Below are 20247 nucleotides of genomic sequence, written 5' to 3'. Positions count from 1 at the left end.
AGTTTCGCCGTTTTGAGGAAAAAAGGAAAGATCAAAAAGCCAAATAAAACGGGACCAATTAAGGCCCCGCTGAAGGGTGCGATGACAACTGACAGAAAACTTTCACCCCAATCCGGCGTAAGCTTTCTCTAACTTCTTCAGTTGTTTTTTGCCCAGCTCACCAAAACGGCTATTGAGCGCACTGCGAATCCGCGCTCGGCTCATATCCGGCCCCAGCAGTACCATGGAGTCCATCACCGAAAAAGAGGCGGTTGTACCGGCTATGGCAATGAACAAGGGGGCGAGAAAATCCTTCAATTTGATGTCCAACTCCCCTGCCAGAGTTTTCAGGGTGGCAAAGATTTCATCGCGCTCCCAAGTTCGCAGGGCCTCAAGGCGCCATAGCGCAAACTGCAGAACCGACTTGAGCTGGTCTTCGTCCAGTTTCACTTCCGCAAAACTGCTTTCGTTCAGTGGCAGCTGACCAGACACCAGAAAACTGGCCAGTGGAGCAAAATCACTGAGGGTATTCATCCGCTGCTGGGCATGGGGCAGAACCTGCATCAGGTTTTCTTTGTTGAGCGCCCAAGCCTGCAGGCGCTGTGCAAGAGCCTCCAGATCCAGATCCTCACGAATCCACAGACCATTGAGCCAGGACAACTTCTCCACATCAAAAATGGGGCCGCCCAGAGAGACCCGCTGAACATCGAAATTATCCATCATCTGCTGCAGACTGAACTTTTCGCTCTCATCTGGCATGGACCAGCCCATACGCCCCAGATAGTTCACCACCGCCTCAGGCAAATAACCCATACGCTGATAGTAGAGAATGGACGTTGGGTTCTTGCGCTTACTGAGCTTGGATTTGTCGGGATTACGCAACAAGGGTAAATGGCAAAGCTCGGGCATATCCCAGCCAAAGTACTCATACAGCAACTTGTGTTTGGGGGCTGAGTTAATCCACTCTTCACCGCGTAACACATGGGTAATGCCCATCAAGTGGTCATCCACAACGTTCGCCAGATGGTAGGTCGGCATACCATCGGATTTCAGCAACACTTGGGCATCTACCTGCCCCCAGTCCAGCTCGATGCTGCCGCGCAGCATATCGTCAACGGGACAAGGACCTTCACCTTCCGGCACCATCATCCGCACAACACTGGGCATACCCTCGGCTTCGCGGCGCGCCACTTCGGCTTCGTCCAACATCAGCTCACTGGGCTTCAGGGCCGCAAAACCACCAGCGGCACGGCGTGCAGCACGCAAGTCGTCCAGCTCTTCAGGGGTTCTGTAACAACGGAAGGCATGACCCTTTTCGAGTAGCTCTTCAGCGTACTTCGCATAGATATCACCTCGCTCGCTCTGACGATAGGGGCCGTATTCGCCTCCCTTGTCAGGGCCTTCATCCCAATCCAGCCCCAGCCAGCGAAGACTATCGAGAATGGCCTGTTCAGACTCGGGGGTAGAACGGGCACGATCGGTATCCTCGATGCGCAAGATAAACTCACCGCCATGCTGTTTGGCAAAACACAGGTTAAACAAAGCAATATAGGCGGTGCCTACGTGGGGATCCCCGGTTGGGGATGGCGCAATGCGGGTGCGAACGGTCATATTGACGACTCTCAGGTAAATCCAGGAAAGCTGGCGATTATACGCACAGCGGGGCTTAACCAAAAGTGGCCGCCCCGCCGAAGAGAGAAAATTTAGTCAGGTTTTTAGCTGCTTAGAGCTACAGCGCAGCCGACATTGAGTTGATCAAACCAGTCTAGAAACTGGCCAACCTGCTCGCCACGAAAAATACGCCCATGTTGTGGGCAGAGCATGTCGATATCGAGATCCCGGACTCTTGCAATCCAGTCTTTCTTGGCGGCATTAGAAGGCATCCAGCGACGATGAAAGTATTCCATATTCTTACAATGGGCATCAAAGTCATCCACAAATATAGAAACGTTCGCCGGCTCCAATGCGGCCCCGACATCGCCACTCATCAAAATTTTGGCTTTGGGATCATAGACGTGAAAATTACCCGACGCATGAAGGTAGTGGGCCGGTATAAAGCGCACTTCTTCACCATCGAGACTCAGGGTACTGCCTTCATCGGGGATGGAGTCATAGGCGATATTGTTCATCCCAAAATGACGGATAAAGCTCTCCCACAACCAGGGGGAATGCAGGCGGGCCTTGGGTAGCGTCTGATCCCACAACCCCAGGGAGGAAATAATGTCCGGATCCTGGTGTGACGCAAACAGATAGGTCAACTGCTCAATGGGGATCTGTTTAACTACCGCCGCCAGCATGGGAGCAAACAGCTCAATACCACCGGGATCCATCAGCAACGCCTGAGAACTGGTCACCTTCATATACTGATTGGTATCAATAATCTTTTCCGGCTTATCGGGATCCCGGCCAAAGTACAGCCAGCGGGAATTACCGGATTGGAAAAGCACTTCTGTTTTCATAAAAGCTATAGCCCGTTGTTCAGGTGATTATTTGGTATCGATGGTTTGGCTTACACGTTATTAAACAGATTACGGGAATAATTGACCCTTTTTTTAATGCGATTGGCGGTGGCATCGACCGTTTCCGCTACCGTAAAAAAGGTGCCCTGATTACCTTCATCGACCCGCGACGCTTCGACTCTGGAGATAGAAGCAATCACATTGGCAGAGCGCAAATGCTGCTCCAGGTCCTCAAGGCCCATGCGCATCTCTGCAACCAACGCCTCAAACTCTTTTTTCAGGTCATTGTATTTTTCTTCGGTTCGATTCACCGCAGCATCAATGGAACTGGCGTAGGTGGCACCCTGAGCCTTGAGCTGTACCGTCTTGAAACGATTCAGGGCGTTTTCCGAACGCGCTGTCTCTGCGGCTATTTTACTGGTACGAACCGCTAACTGATTGATATGGCGCGCCATGCGCATGGTATAGCTTGCCAATTCATCGATAAATTTGGTCAGCGCCCGGAAACCCACGGCCTTGTCGCCAGCTCGCAGGGACGCCGCCTGAGCATTGCTTGCTGTCAAATTGATGGAACGGCAATCCTGCAGGGTGTGGTACAGCTCGGCCGCCACGATGGCAGCCACCACATAGTAATTTTGTAGATATTTATCGTTGGCCATGGCAGTCACAAAACCCTTTAGACACCCGCATCCCAGTATAGTCCGCCCAAAACCATGAAAGGCGACAACAAACAGGGGCAGAAGATTACTTATTGTAGCGGCCGCAGGGAATTTCTCTTTACCTATAAAACACCGGATTTAGCTGATACCAAAATCTTTATAGGATTTACTGCGCCCTTCAGCAATGGGCTTACCGCTATCACGTTCTGCAACGGCCTGTTTGAAACCCTCAGCCTGAGCCCGCTCTTCAAACCATTTACCTTCCGGTGAATGACGTGCCACACCATCAAACATGGTAGCGAACATCTGAGTGGTGTTCAGTCCCATATTTTCATAGGCCTGATTCACCACCATTTTGTTCATCATCAACTGGTTTCTGGGCACTCCCTTGATGCGATCGCACAGAGCCTGTACTTCAGCATCCAGCTGATCAGCCGGTACCGACTTCTGAATCAATCCCATCGATTCTGCTTCTTTTCCATCCACCAAATCACCGGTAAACAACATCCGCTTGGCTTTCTCGATCCCCAACCGGTAAACCCACATCATGGTTGTCGGAACCCCCCAGACTCTTACCGGTGGATAACCAATGCGGGCGTCATCGGCCATAATGATCATGTCGCAACACAGAGCAATGTCACTGCCGCCAGCTGCCGCCGCGCCATGAATTTTGGCAATTACCGGCTTGGTACATCGCCAGATGGACATGTAGTTCTGAGTGCAATTCCACATGGCCTGAAAATCCAGGGTCGGATCCCATGGCATGTCATTCTGACTGCAGGGATGCTCGCCACTGCCTTCGGCATACTCCACCAGATCATAGCCACCACAAAAGCCCTTACCAGCGCCTTGTAGAACAATGACATGAACATCAGGATCTGCCTGAGCCGCAGCAAACACCTTGGGAAATTCTTCTGCCAGCCCGAAATTAATGGCATTTAAACGATCCGGGCGATTCATGGTAATGGTCGCCACCCGGTCACTGACTTCATAGAGGAAATATTCAAATGTCATGGAGCCTCTCCTTGTTGTTATTCTTTGTTATTTATTCGATCACCTGCCTGACAAGATAAACCCGGCAGCCGTAACAACCAATGTCATTTACCAACTCTTGGGCAGACATAAACACTAAGAAGTGCGAGAAGAATTACAAGCAGCAACTAGCCGGAATAAAAATCCCTGACAGGTTTTATCGAAAACCTAATCATAAAGATGGCAGGCAATCAGTCGACCAGCCACAGGCTTGAGCTCAGGTCGTTGACTGTGACATCGCTCACTGGCCTGATCACAACGGCCCACAAAACGACAACCCGGAGGCAAGTTGACCGGCGAGGGTACCTCACCCTGAATCAATTTGTGCTGTTGCAGTTTCTCCCGTTTGGGATCCGCCACCGGATTGGATTCCACCAGAGCCTTGGTGTATGGATGTTTGGGCTCAAAAAACACATCATCGGCCGGCCCTTGCTCAACGATACCACCCAGGTACATCACCACCATTTCATCAGAGATATAACGCACCATCGACAGGTCGTGAGCAATGAACAGCAACGTCAAGCCCATGGATTTTTGCAGCTCTCCGAGCAAATTAATCACCTGCGCCTGAACTGATACATCCAGTGCCGAGATGGGTTCATCACACACCACAAACTCCGGCTGGGTAATCAGGGCTCTGGCGATACCGATACGCTGCCTCTGACCACCGGAAAATTCATGGGGGTAACGCCCTAGATGGGCCGCCGACAAACTGACCTTTTCCATCCACTCTGCCGCGCGCTGTCGTGCCTCCGCAGCAGAACACTGCTTTTGCAGTTTTAAGGGCTCCGTAAGAATCTCTTCAATGGTCATACGTGGATTAAGCGAGGCATAGGGATCCTGAAAAATCATCTGGATGTTTTTACTGTGCCGGCGAAAATCGGCAGCCTGATAACTGCCCGGCAAAGTTTCACCACGATATCTGACCTCTCCACCGGATTTATCGTGCAATCCTACCAGGGCTTTACCCAAGGTTGATTTGCCCGAGCCACTTTCGCCCACCAGACCAACAATCGTATTTTCCTGAATGGTCAGTGAAACACCATCGACGGCGTGCAATACCTTGCCCCGACCAACATGGAAGCGCTTTTGCAAATTATCAATTTCAACTAGCACGGCGCGTCCTCGCGGTTAACTGACGGGATATAGAGATCGTCAATGATCCGGGTAGATTGGGGATGCTGCAGCCAGCAACGACTGTTGTGCGAACCGTCCTGAGCAACATCCACAACCGGAGGCGGCATGCTTTCACAAACGTTCATGGCGTAGGGACAGCGACTGCAATAGCCACATCCGACCGGAGGAGAAAACAGATCGGGCGGGCTTCCGGCAATCGCCTCAAGGCGATCTTCGGCGTGCATGGTCAGACTGGGCATGGCCTGCTTAAGCCCCTGGGTGTAGGGGTGCGCACTGCGATAGAAAATATCGTCCACACTGCCGGATTCGACAATCTGGCCGGCGTACATCACAGCAATCTGTTCGGCCATACGCGCCACGACACCCAGATCGTGGGTAATCAGCACAATCGCCATGCCTTCATCACGCTGGATTTCGCGCATCAATTCCAACACTTGATTCTGAATGGTAACGTCCAGCGCCGTGGTCGGTTCATCGGCAATCAAGACACTGGGATTACAGGCCAGACTCATGGCAATCATGGCCCGCTGCAACATGCCTCCGGAAAACTCAAACGGGTATTGCTGCGCCCGCTTGGCAGCTTCTGGAATCTTGGTTCGATCCAGCAACGCCACCGCTCGCTGCAACGCTTCACGGTGTCCCATGGCTTTATGAATCATCAAGGTTTCAGCAATTTGCTCGCCAACCTTCATGGTCGGGTTAAGCGCACTCATGGGATCCTGGAAGATCATACCGATGTCAGCGCCACGAATGCGGTTGAGCTGCGGGGTCTTAAGGCCGAGCAATTCCTGGCCATTCAATTTTGCCGAACCGGAGATCACGCGCCCCGGCGGGGATGGGGTCAGGCCCATAACACTCATCATGGTCACAGACTTACCGCACCCGGACTCACCGACGATAGCGAGCGTCTCGCCGCGATTCACCTCCAGAGACACACCACGAACCGCATGTACTCGACCGCCCTGCACCGCAAAGTCCACATGCAAATTGTCGATTACCAAGGCTTTGGGTTTATTTTCGCTCATGGTCACTCACCCTTCATTTTGGCATCCAGGGCATCACGCAAACCATCACCCAGCAAATTGAAAGCCAATACCGTGACACTGATCAGCAATGCCGGAAACAATAACTCGTGGGGATGGCTCAAAAATGATTTGATGCCGTCATTACACATGGCCCCCCAGCTGGGTGTGGGTGGCGCAACGCCCATGCCGATAAAGGACAGAAACGCCTCGGTAAAAATGGCGCTGGGTATGGCAAAAGTCAGCGAAACCAGAACCACACCCATGACATTGGGCAACATATGGCGCCAGATAAGGTACGTGGATGAGCCACCCATCAATTGGGCTGCTTCCACAAATGGCTGCTCGCGCAATTGCAAAACCTGTCCTCGCACCAGCCGTGCAACCGAAGGCCATCCCAAGGCCACCAGGGCGATCAACATCGGGGTGATGCCACTTTCTCCCGACTCGATACCCATGGCCACGCGGAACAAAATCATGAACAACAGAAAAGGCAGTGCGATCACAAAATCGGCAAACCGCATCATTACCTCATCCGCACGCCCCCCCAGATAGCCGGACAAGCCTCCGTAAACGATCCCCAGTGCCACAAACAACAGCGGTGCAACAATGCCGATAAACAGGGATGTCTGGGCACCGTAAACCAGACGAGCCAGCATATCGCGCCCTAACTGATCGGTACCCAACAGGTGCCTGGGCAGTGCCACCTCTGCACCAATGGCAACACTGTTATCAATGAGCCCCCGACGCAGCGCATCACCATAACTGGTCGCATGGCGCGGCGTCACTTCCAGCGATGAATAGCTCAACACCTTATGCCCGGCATCCAGCGCAACCACGGAATAATAATAGGGGTCGGTTTTAAGTTTTAGCCGGTCTTCATAGTAGACCTGATCCGGATACTGAGTTGCTCCCAGAGGTAGCCCCAAATCCAACAACCCGGAAGGGACCAGAATGTGACGATACACCTGATATTCCACTGCACCATGCACTGGCTGCCAAAACAGACGCACTGACTCAGTATGGGGCTCCTGAGCCAACTGCAGCTGTGTTAACCGGGTATTGGTCGCCACACTGTGATCAGCATAGCGCCCTGCCCAGGGAGCGGTATCGACAATCAGGGATGTCCGGGCAAAACTTGGCCCCTGCGAGATCTGGGTTAAATCCTGTGATTCAGGGTCCAGCTTCACAACCAGTGGCAACACAAAGGCAAAGCCTAACAGCGCAACAATCAGGTACAGCGACCAGATGGCTCGTCGATTGGCTTTCAGACGGCGCCAGGCGTCCTGCCAATAGGACTGCGAGGGACGCACCATCACGTCTTCTGAAACCTGTAATTGAAGTGTCTCAAACGCGTCAGCCGGCATGGCTACAGTGGTCAGATTATGATTCATATCAGCCCCCTACCCACCGCGTTTGCCGACCCGGATTCGCGGATCAATAAAGCCATAGAGAATGTCCACCACCAATACCATCAACACCAGAAAAGCACCGTAAAACACAGTGGTCCCCATAATCACGGTGTAGTCCAATTGTTGCACCGCCTGCACGAAGTAGCGCCCCAACCCGGGAATGGCAAATACCAATTCAACCACAAACCCCCCGGTGGTAATGGCGGCGATGGCCGGCCCCAGAACAGTAATCACAGGCAAAATGGCATTGCGCAACTGGTGTTTAAAAAAGATTCGCAACGGCGGCACACCTTTGGCCCGAGCCGTGCGGATGTAATCGGCGCTGGTAACTTCCAGCATGGAAGAACGCATCAAGCGGGTAAGATAAGCCATGGTGCCAAGACCCAGAACCAGCGCCGGCACAATCATATGACTCGGGCTGCCCCACCCCGCCACCGGCAACAGCGAAAACCCCAACCAATTATTCAGATTGAGAATGCCTAACTGGCCCAGCATGGCAAAGACAAAACTGGGAACCGATACCGACACCACTACCAGAAACATAATCACACTGTCGGGCCAGCGGTTGCGGTACACCGCGGTAATGGCACCCCAGACTATGCCGCCCACTGCGGCAATCACCAGCGCCAGCACACCCAACACAGCTGAAATCGGAAAATGTTCACGAATAATGTCATTGACCTTGCGGTTCTTCTGCGTAAATGAAATACCAAAGTCTCCCTGAAGCATATTCCCCATGAAAATACCGTATTGCTGCAAGATGGGCTTATCCAGGCCGTAGCGAGCCTCCAGGTTTTTGCGAATTTCCGGTTTCATTGCCTTGGCATTGGCCAGGGGATCACCGGGCACCATGTGCATGCCAACAAACGTTGCCGTGGCAATAAACCAGATGGTGATGAAGCCTGATAACAGGCGCTTGAGAATAAATTGCTTCACTGCTGGGCCTCCGAGTGCTTGACCCGTTGATCCGCACTCTCCGGTGGTTCAATGTAGGCAAATTTGAAATTGGGATCGCCACCAATGGGGCGTCGGACAACGTCTCTCAGGCGGGTATTCTGAACATAGGTAACACCGCGCTCGAACAGGGGCACTATGATGGCGTCTTCGTAAATTAAACGCTGCATATTGGCAAACGCCTCGGCTCGCACTTCGGGCTCCAGTGATGACTGGGCCACAGCCACCCAGTGATCGTATTCCTCACTGGCATAGCGTCCCCGATTGTTGAGGTTCTTGCTGAGGAACAAATCGCCATAAGTCAGCAGATCTTCGTAGTCGGGGCCCCAACCGGACACCACCAGATCAAAATCGCCCACCGACATTTTGGCCAGCCGCTGTTTGAAAATCTGGGCATCGACCCGCACATCCAAATCCAGATGCTGTTTGAGCATAGCCTGAAAATATTCAGACGTTTTTGAACCGCCAGGGCTGTCATCGGCCAGTAAGGTAATCGGTGGAATCACATCGACCCCCAGCTCCTGCTTGGCCATATCGAGATAACGCCTGCCCAGCTCAACATCAAACTCAACCTTGGTGGGCGGGTATTCACGTACAAAGTTATCCTCCACCCCTTTCATCCATCTGGGGAAGATCGTATTGACCGGGTATGTTCCCGGGCTACCAATGACCTTGTAAACCAGATCTTCGGTGTTGAGCACAGACTGGATCGCCTTGCGCAGGTATTTACTGCGCGTTGCTCTATCCGGGCGTTGATTGAACTCAATAAAAAAAATGGCGCCATCAAAGAAGGTTTTGATTTGCATACGCTCGCGCATGGCTCCAATCAGCGCCTGCTCGTTGAGGCCATTGGCGATGGCCGTCATACCATCACGATAAAGATTGAGGCGGGCATTGGCGTCTTCTGTGATATAGGGCACATCAATGGTGTTCAGCCAGATACTGTCACGGTTCCAGTAATGACCATTTTTCTCCATTTTCAACGAGGCACCATGAACCCACTCGGTCAATTGGAAGGGACCGTTGTAGAGCATGTCCTCCACATCCGCAGCATAGCGACCGTTACGAGACTCGTAAAAAGCCTGATTCACCGGATTCAGAACCCCAAAAGCGGTCAGGCCCAAAAAATAGGGGCATGGCTGAAACAGATCCACTTCCAGCGTATGGTCATCCAAGGCTCTGACCCCGAGCGCTTCCGGCGCCAGCTTACCTTCATTGATGGCCTGTGAATTGGTGACAGGATAGAGAATAAAGGCGTATTCCGATGCGTTGGCCGGATCAACAACCTTGCGCCAGGCAAACACAAAATCGTGGGCAGTGACCGGCTCACCATTACTCCAGCGGGCATCTTTGCGTAACCAGAAGGTTGCGCCATCTTCACGCAGCTGCCATTTTTCAGCGACACCGCCGACCAGATTATTATTCTGATCGTAGGACATTAGCCCCTCCATCACATGGGTTAACACCATAAAGCTGATGGAGTCGGTGCTGGTAGTTGAATTCAGATCCGGTGGTTCGCCGGCAAACGCCATGGCAATACTGCGATTGTCATAATCAACACCCACGGCATTTGCGTACTGGAAGCAACTGACAGTCAGGAGCATCCCCCAGAGGAGTTTCTTCAGCATGATTATTTTTCTTCTGCGGATTTTAGTGTCTTAAAGCAAAAGACCACGTTATATGGAACCGGGATAAATGCAAAGCTTAAGATAGCGCAAAACGACCGCTAATAAAGCCTTCGATTCAGCCCTGCTTTAGAGCTTGCTCCTGTTAATGTCCGTGGAACAACTAACATCCACAGAAAAACTAACATCCACCGACCAAATAATGGCGACCCGTTTTAGTGCACTCAAAAATACCAAAACACTAATTTGGCGCAAATCTGGCAATCTCTGTGAATGTTTCAGACAGCAACGCCAGAACCAACCGCTGAAATTACCAACACATTGCGCACTTTAGCCACTAATGTTACCTAAATAATCGTTATTTGGCTTTGATGAAGCGTTTTGGCACAGCACCTGCAATAGAGATATTGTTCGTAATGAACATACAGTCTCTCCTTCGGCCCCGAATGACACCGTCACTCGGGGCTATTTTTTTGTGAAGCAGAAAGACCGTTTCTATGAGTAGATCGTACTGATCTGATCCTGACTGAAACCACGATAAGCAAGAAAGCGCATTTGCCTAGACCGCTCTTTGGCGTCCTGCGGCAAGCATCCCCGGAACTTTTTTTGCCAAACATCAGCAACCGAGGCAAACCAGTCAAACCTGCAATTATAAATCTCCGTTTTGGCCATATTGTCATCCACCCCCTTGTCCCTGAGCTCTGAGAGAATCCTTAATGGGCCATACCCTTTCCTGTGGCGCATTGCTACATAGGCCTCACAATATCGCTGCTCCGATTGCAGCCCCTCCATGGCCAGATCCGCTATGCAGTGTTCTATTTCAACTAGGTTATCCGGGTAACGCTTCGACAACTTAAGACGTAACTCTTTTTGACTGTGTTCCCGGCGAGACAAAAGATCCATCGCGTTCCAGCGAATGCGCTTAGCAATATCATCCCCGGTTGCAAACAAGCCACTCGGTTCTGGTGCAACCTCTGGATTTAATGGCTTCGATGATGTCTCCGCGGTCTTGGGAGTCCCCTGAGACTCAATGGCTTTGACCTTAGCCTTTAAAGTAGCGAGATCTACTGACATAAATGCCCCTCAACAAGCAATTCCTGCAACCGAATACGGATCATCAAAGACTCCCCAACCATTGGCGTATTACCTGTTCAGCGCGATCAAAATCAAATTCATTAATGGCGTCATGGATCTGCCTGATCGATTCCCGATCTTTGGGTAAATCATGTTGTCTGATGGCATCCAGAATAGTCAGAGATTCGGCATCGCAATTCTCCACCTGCTGCAACAGCTGTTTTAGAAGATCCGGCAGTGACGACAATGGTTCGGATTGAACTGATTCCCCTGAAGCTCCCCAATCGGCTTGATGAATGGCCTTAACAACCCGATCTATATTCGCCTGAACGGCATCCAGCAGTTGCATCATTGATTCTTGATTGTCCGGTTGGGCACAACTCAACTCAAGGCTGGCAGCGGACTGCTGAATATCATGTGCCGCAATATTGGCCGCCACACCTTTTAATGTGTGCGCACATCGAACCGCTGCCCTGTCATCCTGCTGCGCTAAACTTTGCAGAAACCGATCGCGGAAATCCACTTCCCGATCGGCAAATTTGAGCAACAATTTTTTGTATAACGCGGCATTGCCCTCAAAAGTTTGCATTCCAATCTCTATATCCACGCCCTCAATCTCCGGCATTTTGCCAACATCAGGAAGAGCTTCTCGGGAAGACTGGCTCAAAGGAGACTTCGGTTTAATCCATCGCGCCATGGTTATAAACAAATCACGCTTGCGGATAGGTTTGGCGATATGGTCGTTCATACCCGCAGCCAAAACCTTTTCCTTGTCGCCGACCATCGCATTAGCTGTCATGGCCAGAATGGGCAGTTTCTTGAATTTGGAATCCGAACGGATTGCCTGGGTGGCTTCGTAACCATCCATTACCGGCATTTGACAGTCCATCAGAACCCCATCAACCTCTTCCTGCTCTAAACGTTCAAGGGCTTGCTGTCCATCCACTGCAGTCACTACGGTAATATCCTGACGTTCAAGGATATCAACAGCCAGCTCCATATTGATTTCATTGTCTTCTGCCAACAATATTTTCGCACCACGTAATTTATCAATGGCTCGCTCTTCCTCCGTTTCCATATTTCCCACAGGATTAGGGGCAAATTCTTTCTTGCCTTGCGACAGAAGGATCGAATCCAGCAGCGTAGAAGGCGTTACCGGCTTGGATAAAAAGTCCTTAATCTGTATTTCATCAGCGATTTCCATGGCCGCTTCACGGCCATAGGCAGTCACTAAAATAATTTGTGGCGGGCTGACCAGATTACTATTTGTCTGAATTTGCTTGGCGGTTTCAATGCCATCCATAACCGGCATTTTCCAATCCATAAACACCAATTCAAATGGCTTTCCTCGTTGATCTGCCTATTCAATCAATTTCAAGGCACGATTACCCGAACTGGTCTGCTCAACTTGCAACCCGAGGCGATCGATCATGCCGCCGATAATTTCTCTGGAGTTACTGTTATCGTCAACTACCAGAATTTTTGTATTAGAGACTTGCTCAATACTTGGCCGTTCAATAATGCTGCCGCTGATGCCGAAAGTGAGATTAAACCGAAACAAAGAACCTATACCCTGCTCACTTTCACATTCTATCTGTCCTCCCATTAACTCGGTCAGACTCTTACTGATAGCAAGCCCAAGTCCGGTACCACCGAATTTTCTGGTAGTAGAAGCGTCCGCCTGGGTAAATGATTTAAATAATCCCTGAAGCTGTTTCTCGGAAATTCCAATCCCGGTATCAGAAACTTCAAACATCAACTCAATCAGATCATATTCTTGCTTCAGCACCTTAACGCGGATAATGACTTCACCCTGTTCGGTAAACTTGATGGCATTGTTACCGAGATTAATCAGTATCTGTGAAAGGCGCAGAGGATCGCCAATCAGGGCTGGCGGCAAATCAGCGGGTAGATCAAAAATCAATTCCAGGTTCTTCTCTTCGGACTTGAATCCGAGCAGGTTACCCAAATTATCCAGAATATATTCCAGACGAAACTCCACAGATTCAACATTGAGTCTTCCGGCTTCTATTTTCGAAAAATCAAGAATATCGTTAATAATCCCCAACAGGGATTCTGCAGAGCGATGGACCTTGCTGATGTAATTGTGCTGCTTGGGCGATAAACCCGTGTCCATCGCCAGCTCCGAGAGACCAATAATGGCATTCATTGGTGTCCTGATTTCATGACTCATATTAGCGAGAAAATCGGATTTAGCTCGGGTTGCCTCTTCAGCCAATTGCCTGGCCGTAATACTTTGACGTTCAACTTCCTTCAGGTTGGTAACATCAATAATCCAACCTAGAATGCCCGGCTTGGAGCGATAATCGATGAGATAAAATGTGCTCAAAATATCAATCGGTTTGCCATCTTTATCCAGCAACTGCATTTCAAAATCAGTCACGACATCTTTGTCTTTAAATTCGGCCATCAACTGGCTACGCCGACTCAGATCAGCCCAGGAATTATTAATATCATCACCCAGATCAACACCCAGCATATTAACCAGTTTGTCATTGACATAATCCAGTTTTGAATCAACGGTAATGCCTACGCCTACCGGACTGGTATTTAATGTGTCCTGTAATAACTTCCGTTCATTTTCCAAAGCTTCTTCATGAACTTGGGCCGACCGGATAAAAGCCCGGAACATGCGCCAGACAAAGTAGAGGATAAATTTCAAAACCAGCACTTCAACGATCACTGTAATGATCAAGGTCAAATAGGTCAGCTCGGATTGCTCATTGGCGTCATCATAAACCCGACTGCTCTGTTCCAATAAAACTCTGGAATAATCCGATATCGTCGCTTGCAACTTTTCATAAACCACTTTTTCCTGCTTGGTCACACTGAGAAACGCGGCCACCCGTATACCTTCTTGCTGATATTTCTTTGTCACTGCCAATGCGGCCAGATACTCATCCCAGGCTTGAATAATCTGTTCGAATTCAACTTGCTTCTGCCCAATACCGTTAATTGAGCCATTCTTGTCCTGTAATTTTTCTAGGCTTGACGCAACTGCATTGATGGCTTTTTCCAGTTCAGCCTCGGTTTCACGGGCCATAGCCTCATCAGGTGACAAAACCAATTGTTTCGATAGCAGGCGGATATCCGCGATGGGTTTGGCGATATCACTGGCCAGAGAATCCAGTTTTCGCGCGGTTTGGTATACAGACCCAATTGATGCATCCACTTTCTTGAGATTGGAAAGATTGTAGACGCCCTGAGCAATCATCACGGTGGATGCTAATAACAGCAAAATAATTATCCAACGTGACAAGGCTCTTTCACGCTCAGCCCCCTTCTGAACGTCCTTTACTGACTCGGTCTTATTGTTATCACTCATGATTCACCTGCACCGGAATATACCTTTTTAATTGCGACAGGTTGCTTCCGATATTCAGGTAAGCCTTCAGCACCTCTCAATGACCAGTGATAGTTCGTCACTTGCAGATCCCTCAGAAAAACAAACGCTGATGATCCAGGCGTAAAATGCACTTCTTTATTGACCGCGAAGACATTATTTGGAGTTGGCAAAAACACCATTAAATTATTGCTATGCACATAGCGAATAATATCCGCGGCAGATTGCGCGTAGTATTCCGAGTCAATTCCTGCTCGGAATAAATTATCGATCAATTCCACAAGGTAGGAATCGGGGGGGATTGTTGACCAGGCGTAGGACGGTAAATAAACAAAGAATGCCGACCATGGGTGTTTATACCAATCGGTATTTCCCCAAAGCAACAGATCCCAATCCATGGTATTTTCACCCTTCCAGGTTACATGTAACTGGCCGAATATATCCTCTTCTGCAGGCAATACTTCGACGTTCAGGTCAATATTGATCAAATCCAGAAAATACTGGATATCCCTTACCAGAAATAGGAAGCTTTCTTGAGCAAGCAAAGTTAACTGCAGTTTCTCTTCGGGGTTGAGACCTTGCCGCTGTTGATATGCACGTACTCTTGCACGCATGGATTCAACGCTCTGTTGCCTGATACCATCCGACTCTGTCAGGTAATCCTCCAGTCTACTGATCGCATCATCAAGACGATAAAAATTTGGTGACACCATGGTTGGCGACGGCATTCCCTCTCCCAACATTGATAATTCCAATAGATACTGTTGATCAATCACTTGGTTAATGATTTGTCTGATTTCAGCATCCCGAATAGCCGAATCACCGTTAATCATATTAAAGTGCATTGCGTAGTTATTTTTTGAGGGGCTACTGGCAAGTTTGCCATGATCTGACAAAATGGTTTCCAGTTGTTTGGAAAAGGCGATCGGCATAATATCGACAATCCCCTCGGACTGCGTCAATCCTGTAAATGCCTTATCAGAGGTCACATCCAGATGAATGGTTATTTTTTCAACCTTGGGCTTGCTTTCACCCCAGTAATTTTTATTGGCCACCAGCTCAACCACTGAAGAACGGCGATCGCCTTCGACATAGCCCTTCGATAGGATATAGGGACCCAAGCCATAGGGGCCGGGCTCCACCAGATTCGGGCAAGTTGGCTTCCCGTTCCAACCGTGCTTCAGCAAATAAGACGAAGTGTAAAATTGCAACCAGATGGCATCGTAGGGAAATGCACCATAGGGTTCTTTCATAAAAAAACGAACCCGGTAATCATCCACTTTTTCTACATGACTCAATACACTGGCAAATTTACTGAATGTAAAAGGAGCCTTCTGAAAGGCGGCGACATTTTCCATTACTGAGTCCGCATTGAAATGACTGCCATCCTGAAAATAGGCATCCTTGCGGAGCTGAAAATCCCAAACTTTATTATCGATACTGGTATGGGAGGTCGCCAGATCGTATTGCCAGCCCCGGTCATTATCCGCCGGGCGCAATAGTGCGCCGTTGATGGCATGAGAAATGGCTAGATAAGGTAAATTTGGCAGGTACAGTTTGACGTGGGAGCCATGTTTGAAGCTTCCATCCACCTCAAGGTCGGCCTGATCAGGTTGCAAACCAATATCCATCTGACTGGCCTGACACACGGTTAAAAACAACAAGAAAAGCAGGGATATACCACCCTTGCAATAATATTGATGTCCAGCTCTGATTGGCATCGGACCAACCGCCCCCTGTATTTATCGGCTCGTATCTATTAGAAAACCCTTCATCCAATTTAGCACCAAAATGAGCAACCTTTAACCTGCCCCAAAAAAGAAAAGGCCGCAATCATGCGGCCCTTAACGTTTTTAAAAGTGGCTGAGTTGCTACTTTAATCAGAGAACTCAAATCAGAGAGTTCAAGCCATTGATCAAGCCTCGGCTTCTTCAGCACTGGACTCGCTTTGAGCAACTGGATCCGGTAAAAACTCTTCGCGAATTTTCTTCTCGATGGTTTCAGCAATTTCCGGATTTTCCTGAAGGTATCTGACCACATTATTTTTACCCTGGCCGATTTTGGTTCCCTGATAGCTGTACCAGGCGCCGGCTTTGTCCACCAGACCCAGTTTGACACCGTAATCGATGATTTCACCCATGCGGTTGATGCCTTCGCCATACATAATCTGGAATTCAGTCTGAGTAAACGGCGGCGCCACCTTGTTTTTAACCACCTTGACCCGGGTTTCAGAGCCCACCACTTCGTCGCCATCTTTTACTGCACCGATGCGACGGATATCCAGACGCACAGACGAGTAGAATTTCAGAGCGTTACCACCGGTAGTCGTTTCAGGGTTGCCAAACATGACACCGATTTTCATACGGATCTGGTTAATGAAGATGGCCAGACAGTTGGCATTTTTAATATTGCCGGTAATTTTACGCAGCGCTTGAGACATCAGACGTGCCTGCAAATTTTGTCCGATACTGTTGTTGTCATAAAGATATTTACGAAACTAAATTCTTATTGATAAGATACTCTAACCTACTGATATTGCAAGACTATTTATGAAATCAGCCAACTCTAATTCACGAGGCGCCCTATATGACAAGTTATCATTTAGGGGATTAACATCATGACGCATGATTCAGCTCCCAAAAAGGGAATTCTACAACCACGAGATTACAATCGATGGAACGATCTGTGGGGCCACAATTCTAAACAAGCAGAACAACTCTTGTCCTCAGCTTACAAAGACAAAACTAATACCATTAGATCTAAAGTGCAGAGAGCATTTCGCCTCTTACCCCTTGTCAATCCAGTCGTTCCGCCCAAATGGTTCGCTGACCGAGTATTGGTGCAAGAACTCTTTAGACGCCTATTTGCCCACTACGAATCCGAGCTGAATCAGGGCCGTTTGTCAGCAATCACAGTGGAAGAGATATATCGCGAGATTACTCGATGCACTCGGATTTTACATGCAGAAGGACTACTGTCAGATATTGCCATACCGCCTCCCCTACCTAACATAGGGCCCGGTATCACGGCCTTCGTACCTAGCCACCAGCTAATAAAGAACGCAATGGATGAACTTATATGGCGGTCAATATGGGGAGACAAGAGTAAGCAAGTTGGACAGGTAATTGAGCGAGAACTAGCTCACTTAGTTGAAAAGTCACAGCGCGAACATATTACAGCGATATTGGATCTGTACTGGCTGCAGCAAACACCTCTTGATCCAAACTGGCACATGAACAAGTCCGAAATACCTAAAGTTGTTTCCGAGTACTTCAATGCCCTTCATGATATTTATCCAACTCAGGCCTATAAGAATAGAGCTATAACTAGGCTAAGGGGCTGCCTAATTTCTTTACAGAAATCGAACTTGCTCTGTTTATCCCCTATTCCTTTTTGCACAAAGGACACATTAGAAACTCCCCTTTCCATTAGTGACCACGCGAGTGACCTATGGCCTCAGGTCTGGCAAAGCAAAAGCAACGATGCCGAAAGAGCACTACAGATTATGCTGAACAAAGAAACAGGCATACCACAACAGGCCGCAATTGAACTGTGCGACGATATCATTACTTTCACTTCTGTAAGTAACTGCCCTACTTCAGAAATATGGCTCAACTCTCCAGATCATATTACGCAGGGTGTAGACCACTTTAATGAAAAACTTCTCTCTGAATACAATAACAGCAACATCGATTGGAGCATAGCTAAGGAAAGAAGTGCCAATTTCTACAAAGCTTTGCACTATCTGCAAGAATTTCAAGCAATCTCTCAAGTACCAATCACCAAAATAGATAGAAAGCCACGTAAACAACGCCTCAAATCAACTCCTGACTCATCGTTTCTTGCCAAAGCTGACTGCCAAGCATGGCAATCGATTTGGGGAAATCATGCGGATAAGATCGAAGAGAAACTTAAGAAATCAACATCTAACTTAGGCAGATCCGTACAACGTCGTGTTATTCGCTCATTCTTACAACTAAAAGAAATGAGTGAATTCGATTTTCCTACTGAATGGTACACCGATTCTGACTTCGTCGCACGCCTGTACAGCTTTCATCTATCCAAACTCCTGCACCTGCACAACCAAGAAGATGGAATTGCATGGGGCACTCTGACCACAGACTATAACACGCTACGCCGCTATTCCATTCAACTTCAAGGCGCAGATTTAATGGCAAAAGCACCACTCATCAAGCTCTCTGAACGTTCAAATTACATATTTGACACCCGAAAAACCAATCAGTTGTTGGGTAGTCTGTGCATGACGGATATTGCACAGGGAATATCCGCGAGGGAAGCAGAGGTCGCTAGTGTTGACACATTCCTCTCTGAAGTTCAAACACACCTACAAACCCAATACGACCATGTATTGAAGACAGCTCGCAAGATCCTTAAGGAAGGACTGATCGACTTCCACAATGGAAGAAAAATGGCAGATAGAAATATCGATCACATAATGAGAACACCAGACCATCTTGATCGAACCAAAGCGAAAGATCGGAGCCCAATAAGTTTCTTCAGTAAAAATCACCCTGAAGGCTTAGAGAATTTAGTAGCATATCTTGCTCAAGAAAGAGAACATCAAGCCAGACAAAGAAGCTTCATTGGCGAACATCATATAGATGAGTGGGGTTACGAATATGTCCGACGCCATCTAGGATTGACACCTTTAGTCGCAGTTGCTGCGCAAGCGATCATAATCGGGGACGATGGAGTAAATGCAGACTCCCTACACAATACCCAACTCACTTCTATTCCAGGGGGAGAAGGCGTATTCACTAATCACAACGGCGAGCTAACTATCACCTATAAAAAGCTTCGCGCAAGAACATTTCTCACTAAACCTCTTGGATCACTACCGAGCAAAGATCTAGCTTCCATACCAGAAGAAGAAATCGATAGTGCAGTTGCGCTTGCCGCAGTTCTCGAAATGACACGACCCTATCGAGAATATACAGGATTATCGCACCTCTTCCTGGTTGATCAAGGTGGGGTGGAGAACTACGAAAGCACAGCTGTTCCACTTTCGATTCAATCTCGCAGATCCGCCTGGAAAAGACTTGTCAACGAACTTACTGAAACAGTATCTCTATGCAACCCAACCTTGAAAAAACTGAGAGTTACGGGAGGCGTTTTAGAGTGGTTCAATACTGGAGGCGACATTGGTGCGGTAGCTCACCGGCTAGGAAATACTATCGGGACAGCCTTGCGCAGCTATATCCCACTACCACTTCGAGAAGCCGTGTATCGTAAACAGATACGTAGATTCCAAAACGTACTTCTCGTAGCAGCTATTAAAGATCAGTCATACGCGACCTCAGTAACTGGACTTCATCAAACTGACCTTGATGGTTTTATGTCAGAGCTTTTGGAATATCAGAAGCGCATGCAAACACATAGTGAATTAGCAGAACTCCTCTTCGGAAAAGAACTGGCATCAGGAAGCTCTTATACCAGTGAAACTGTGCAGCCTTACATTACATTCGTGATGTCGCTAAACAATATAGCCCTATGCTATGCATTATCCAAA

The 20247-nt window shown here is 48.8% G+C and carries 14 protein-coding genes and 1 pseudogene; 1 reads left to right on the top strand and 14 read right to left on the bottom strand.

Translation table 11 applies throughout. From position 1 onward, the window contains the following. Positions 1-102: 102 nt before the first annotated feature. From gltX to ACPXV9_RS06845, 14 genes and pseudogenes are all read right to left on the bottom strand, one after another. The gene (gene gltX / locus ACPXV9_RS06910) at positions 103-1590 is read right to left on the bottom strand and encodes a glutamate--tRNA ligase (RefSeq protein WP_423895718.1); all 1488 of its coding nucleotides are present in this window, start codon (positions 1588-1590) and stop codon (positions 103-105) included. A gap of 104 nt (positions 1591-1694) precedes the next feature. Next, a complete protein-coding gene (locus ACPXV9_RS06905) occupies positions 1695-2438 on the bottom strand; it encodes an MBL fold metallo-hydrolase (protein WP_423895717.1) in 744 nt (247 codons plus the stop codon). 50 nt (positions 2439-2488) lie between these two features. Continuing rightward, positions 2489-3097: a chemotaxis protein gene (locus ACPXV9_RS06900; RefSeq protein ID WP_423895716.1), complete on the bottom strand. Its 609-nt coding sequence runs from the start codon at positions 3095-3097 to the stop codon at positions 2489-2491. A gap of 138 nt (positions 3098-3235) precedes the next feature. Beyond that, the gene (locus ACPXV9_RS06895; protein ID WP_423895715.1) at positions 3236-4111 is read right to left on the bottom strand and encodes a crotonase/enoyl-CoA hydratase family protein; all 876 of its coding nucleotides are present in this window, start codon (positions 4109-4111) and stop codon (positions 3236-3238) included. A 186-nt stretch (positions 4112-4297) separates the two neighbouring features. Next, complete coding sequence (locus tag ACPXV9_RS06890) at positions 4298-5245, bottom strand: ABC transporter ATP-binding protein (RefSeq protein ID WP_423895714.1); 948 nt, start codon at positions 5243-5245, stop codon at positions 4298-4300. Next, a complete protein-coding gene (locus ACPXV9_RS06885; RefSeq protein ID WP_423895713.1) occupies positions 5239-6291 on the bottom strand; it encodes an ABC transporter ATP-binding protein in 1053 nt (350 codons plus the stop codon). Before ACPXV9_RS06885 ends, ACPXV9_RS06890 begins: the two co-directional genes overlap by 7 nt. Before the next feature lie 2 nt (positions 6292-6293). Then, positions 6294-7682 (bottom strand): ABC transporter permease subunit, encoded by a 1389-nt coding sequence (locus ACPXV9_RS06880; RefSeq protein WP_423895712.1) that lies wholly within the window; start codon positions 7680-7682, stop codon positions 6294-6296. A gap of 9 nt (positions 7683-7691) precedes the next feature. After that, the gene (locus ACPXV9_RS06875) at positions 7692-8636 is read right to left on the bottom strand and encodes an ABC transporter permease (RefSeq protein WP_423895711.1); all 945 of its coding nucleotides are present in this window, start codon (positions 8634-8636) and stop codon (positions 7692-7694) included. Further along, positions 8633-10282 carry a peptide ABC transporter substrate-binding protein gene (locus tag ACPXV9_RS06870; protein WP_423895710.1) on the bottom strand — a complete coding sequence of 550 codons (1650 nt, stop codon included), beginning with the start codon at positions 10280-10282 and terminating at the stop codon, positions 8633-8635. Before ACPXV9_RS06870 ends, ACPXV9_RS06875 begins: the two co-directional genes overlap by 4 nt. Positions 10283-10774: 492 nt before the next feature. Beyond that, positions 10775-11353 carry a regulatory protein RecX gene (locus ACPXV9_RS06865; protein ID WP_423895709.1) on the bottom strand — a complete coding sequence of 193 codons (579 nt, stop codon included), beginning with the start codon at positions 11351-11353 and terminating at the stop codon, positions 10775-10777. A gap of 43 nt (positions 11354-11396) precedes the next feature. Next, entirely contained in the window at positions 11397-12686 is a 1290-nt protein-coding gene (locus tag ACPXV9_RS06860; protein ID WP_423895708.1) for a response regulator, read from the bottom strand. A 27-nt stretch (positions 12687-12713) separates the two neighbouring features. Then, on the bottom strand, positions 12714-14699 hold the full coding sequence (locus tag ACPXV9_RS06855) for an ATP-binding protein (protein ID WP_423895707.1): 1986 nt from the start codon (positions 14697-14699) through the stop codon (positions 12714-12716). Continuing rightward, entirely contained in the window at positions 14696-16348 is a 1653-nt protein-coding gene (locus ACPXV9_RS06850) for an ABC transporter substrate-binding protein (protein WP_423895706.1), read from the bottom strand. Before ACPXV9_RS06850 ends, ACPXV9_RS06855 begins: the two co-directional genes overlap by 4 nt. Before the next feature lie 284 nt (positions 16349-16632). Continuing rightward, positions 16633-17172, bottom strand: a pseudogene (locus tag ACPXV9_RS06845) (recombinase RecA); the annotation flags it as partial. 609 nt (positions 17173-17781) lie between these two features. On the opposite strand from ACPXV9_RS06845, the gene ACPXV9_RS06840 reads away from it, so the two are divergent. Further along, a partial coding sequence (locus ACPXV9_RS06840) for a hypothetical protein (protein ID WP_423895705.1) occupies positions 17782-20247 on the top strand: 2466 nt, incomplete at its 3' end.

Origin of the sequence: Candidatus Pelagadaptatus aseana, from assembly GCF_040362265.1 — a bacterium.
Classification (GTDB): Bacteria; Pseudomonadota; Gammaproteobacteria; order Pseudomonadales; family Cellvibrionaceae; genus Pelagadaptatus; species Pelagadaptatus aseana.
The sequence above is the reverse complement of the archived record's forward strand: the minus strand, read 5'-3'. Positions and strand labels throughout refer to the sequence as shown.

Bases quoted from the DNA above. Each gene is read 5' to 3' on its own strand.
- ACPXV9_RS06895 (WP_423895715.1), bottom strand. From the start codon at position 4,111: ATGACATTTGAATATTTCCTCTATGAAGTCAGTGACCGGGTGGCGACC.
- ACPXV9_RS06885 (WP_423895713.1), bottom strand. From the start codon at position 6,291: ATGAGCGAAAATAAACCCAAAGCCTTGGTAATCGACAATTTGCATGTG.
- gltX (WP_423895718.1), bottom strand. From the start codon at position 1,590: ATGACCGTTCGCACCCGCATTGCGCCATCCCCAACCGGGGATCCCCAC.
- ACPXV9_RS06855 (WP_423895707.1), bottom strand. From the start codon at position 14,699: ATGAGTGATAACAATAAGACCGAGTCAGTAAAGGACGTTCAGAAGGGG.
- ACPXV9_RS06870 (WP_423895710.1), bottom strand. From the start codon at position 10,282: ATGCTGAAGAAACTCCTCTGGGGGATGCTCCTGACTGTCAGTTGCTTC.
- ACPXV9_RS06905 (WP_423895717.1), bottom strand. From the start codon at position 2,438: ATGAAAACAGAAGTGCTTTTCCAATCCGGTAATTCCCGCTGGCTGTAC.
- ACPXV9_RS06865 (WP_423895709.1), bottom strand. From the start codon at position 11,353: ATGTCAGTAGATCTCGCTACTTTAAAGGCTAAGGTCAAAGCCATTGAG.
- ACPXV9_RS06900 (WP_423895716.1), bottom strand. From the start codon at position 3,097: ATGGCCAACGATAAATATCTACAAAATTACTATGTGGTGGCTGCCATC.
- ACPXV9_RS06850 (WP_423895706.1), bottom strand. From the start codon at position 16,348: ATGGATATTGGTTTGCAACCTGATCAGGCCGACCTTGAGGTGGATGGA.
- ACPXV9_RS06880 (WP_423895712.1), bottom strand. From the start codon at position 7,682: ATGAATCATAATCTGACCACTGTAGCCATGCCGGCTGACGCGTTTGAG.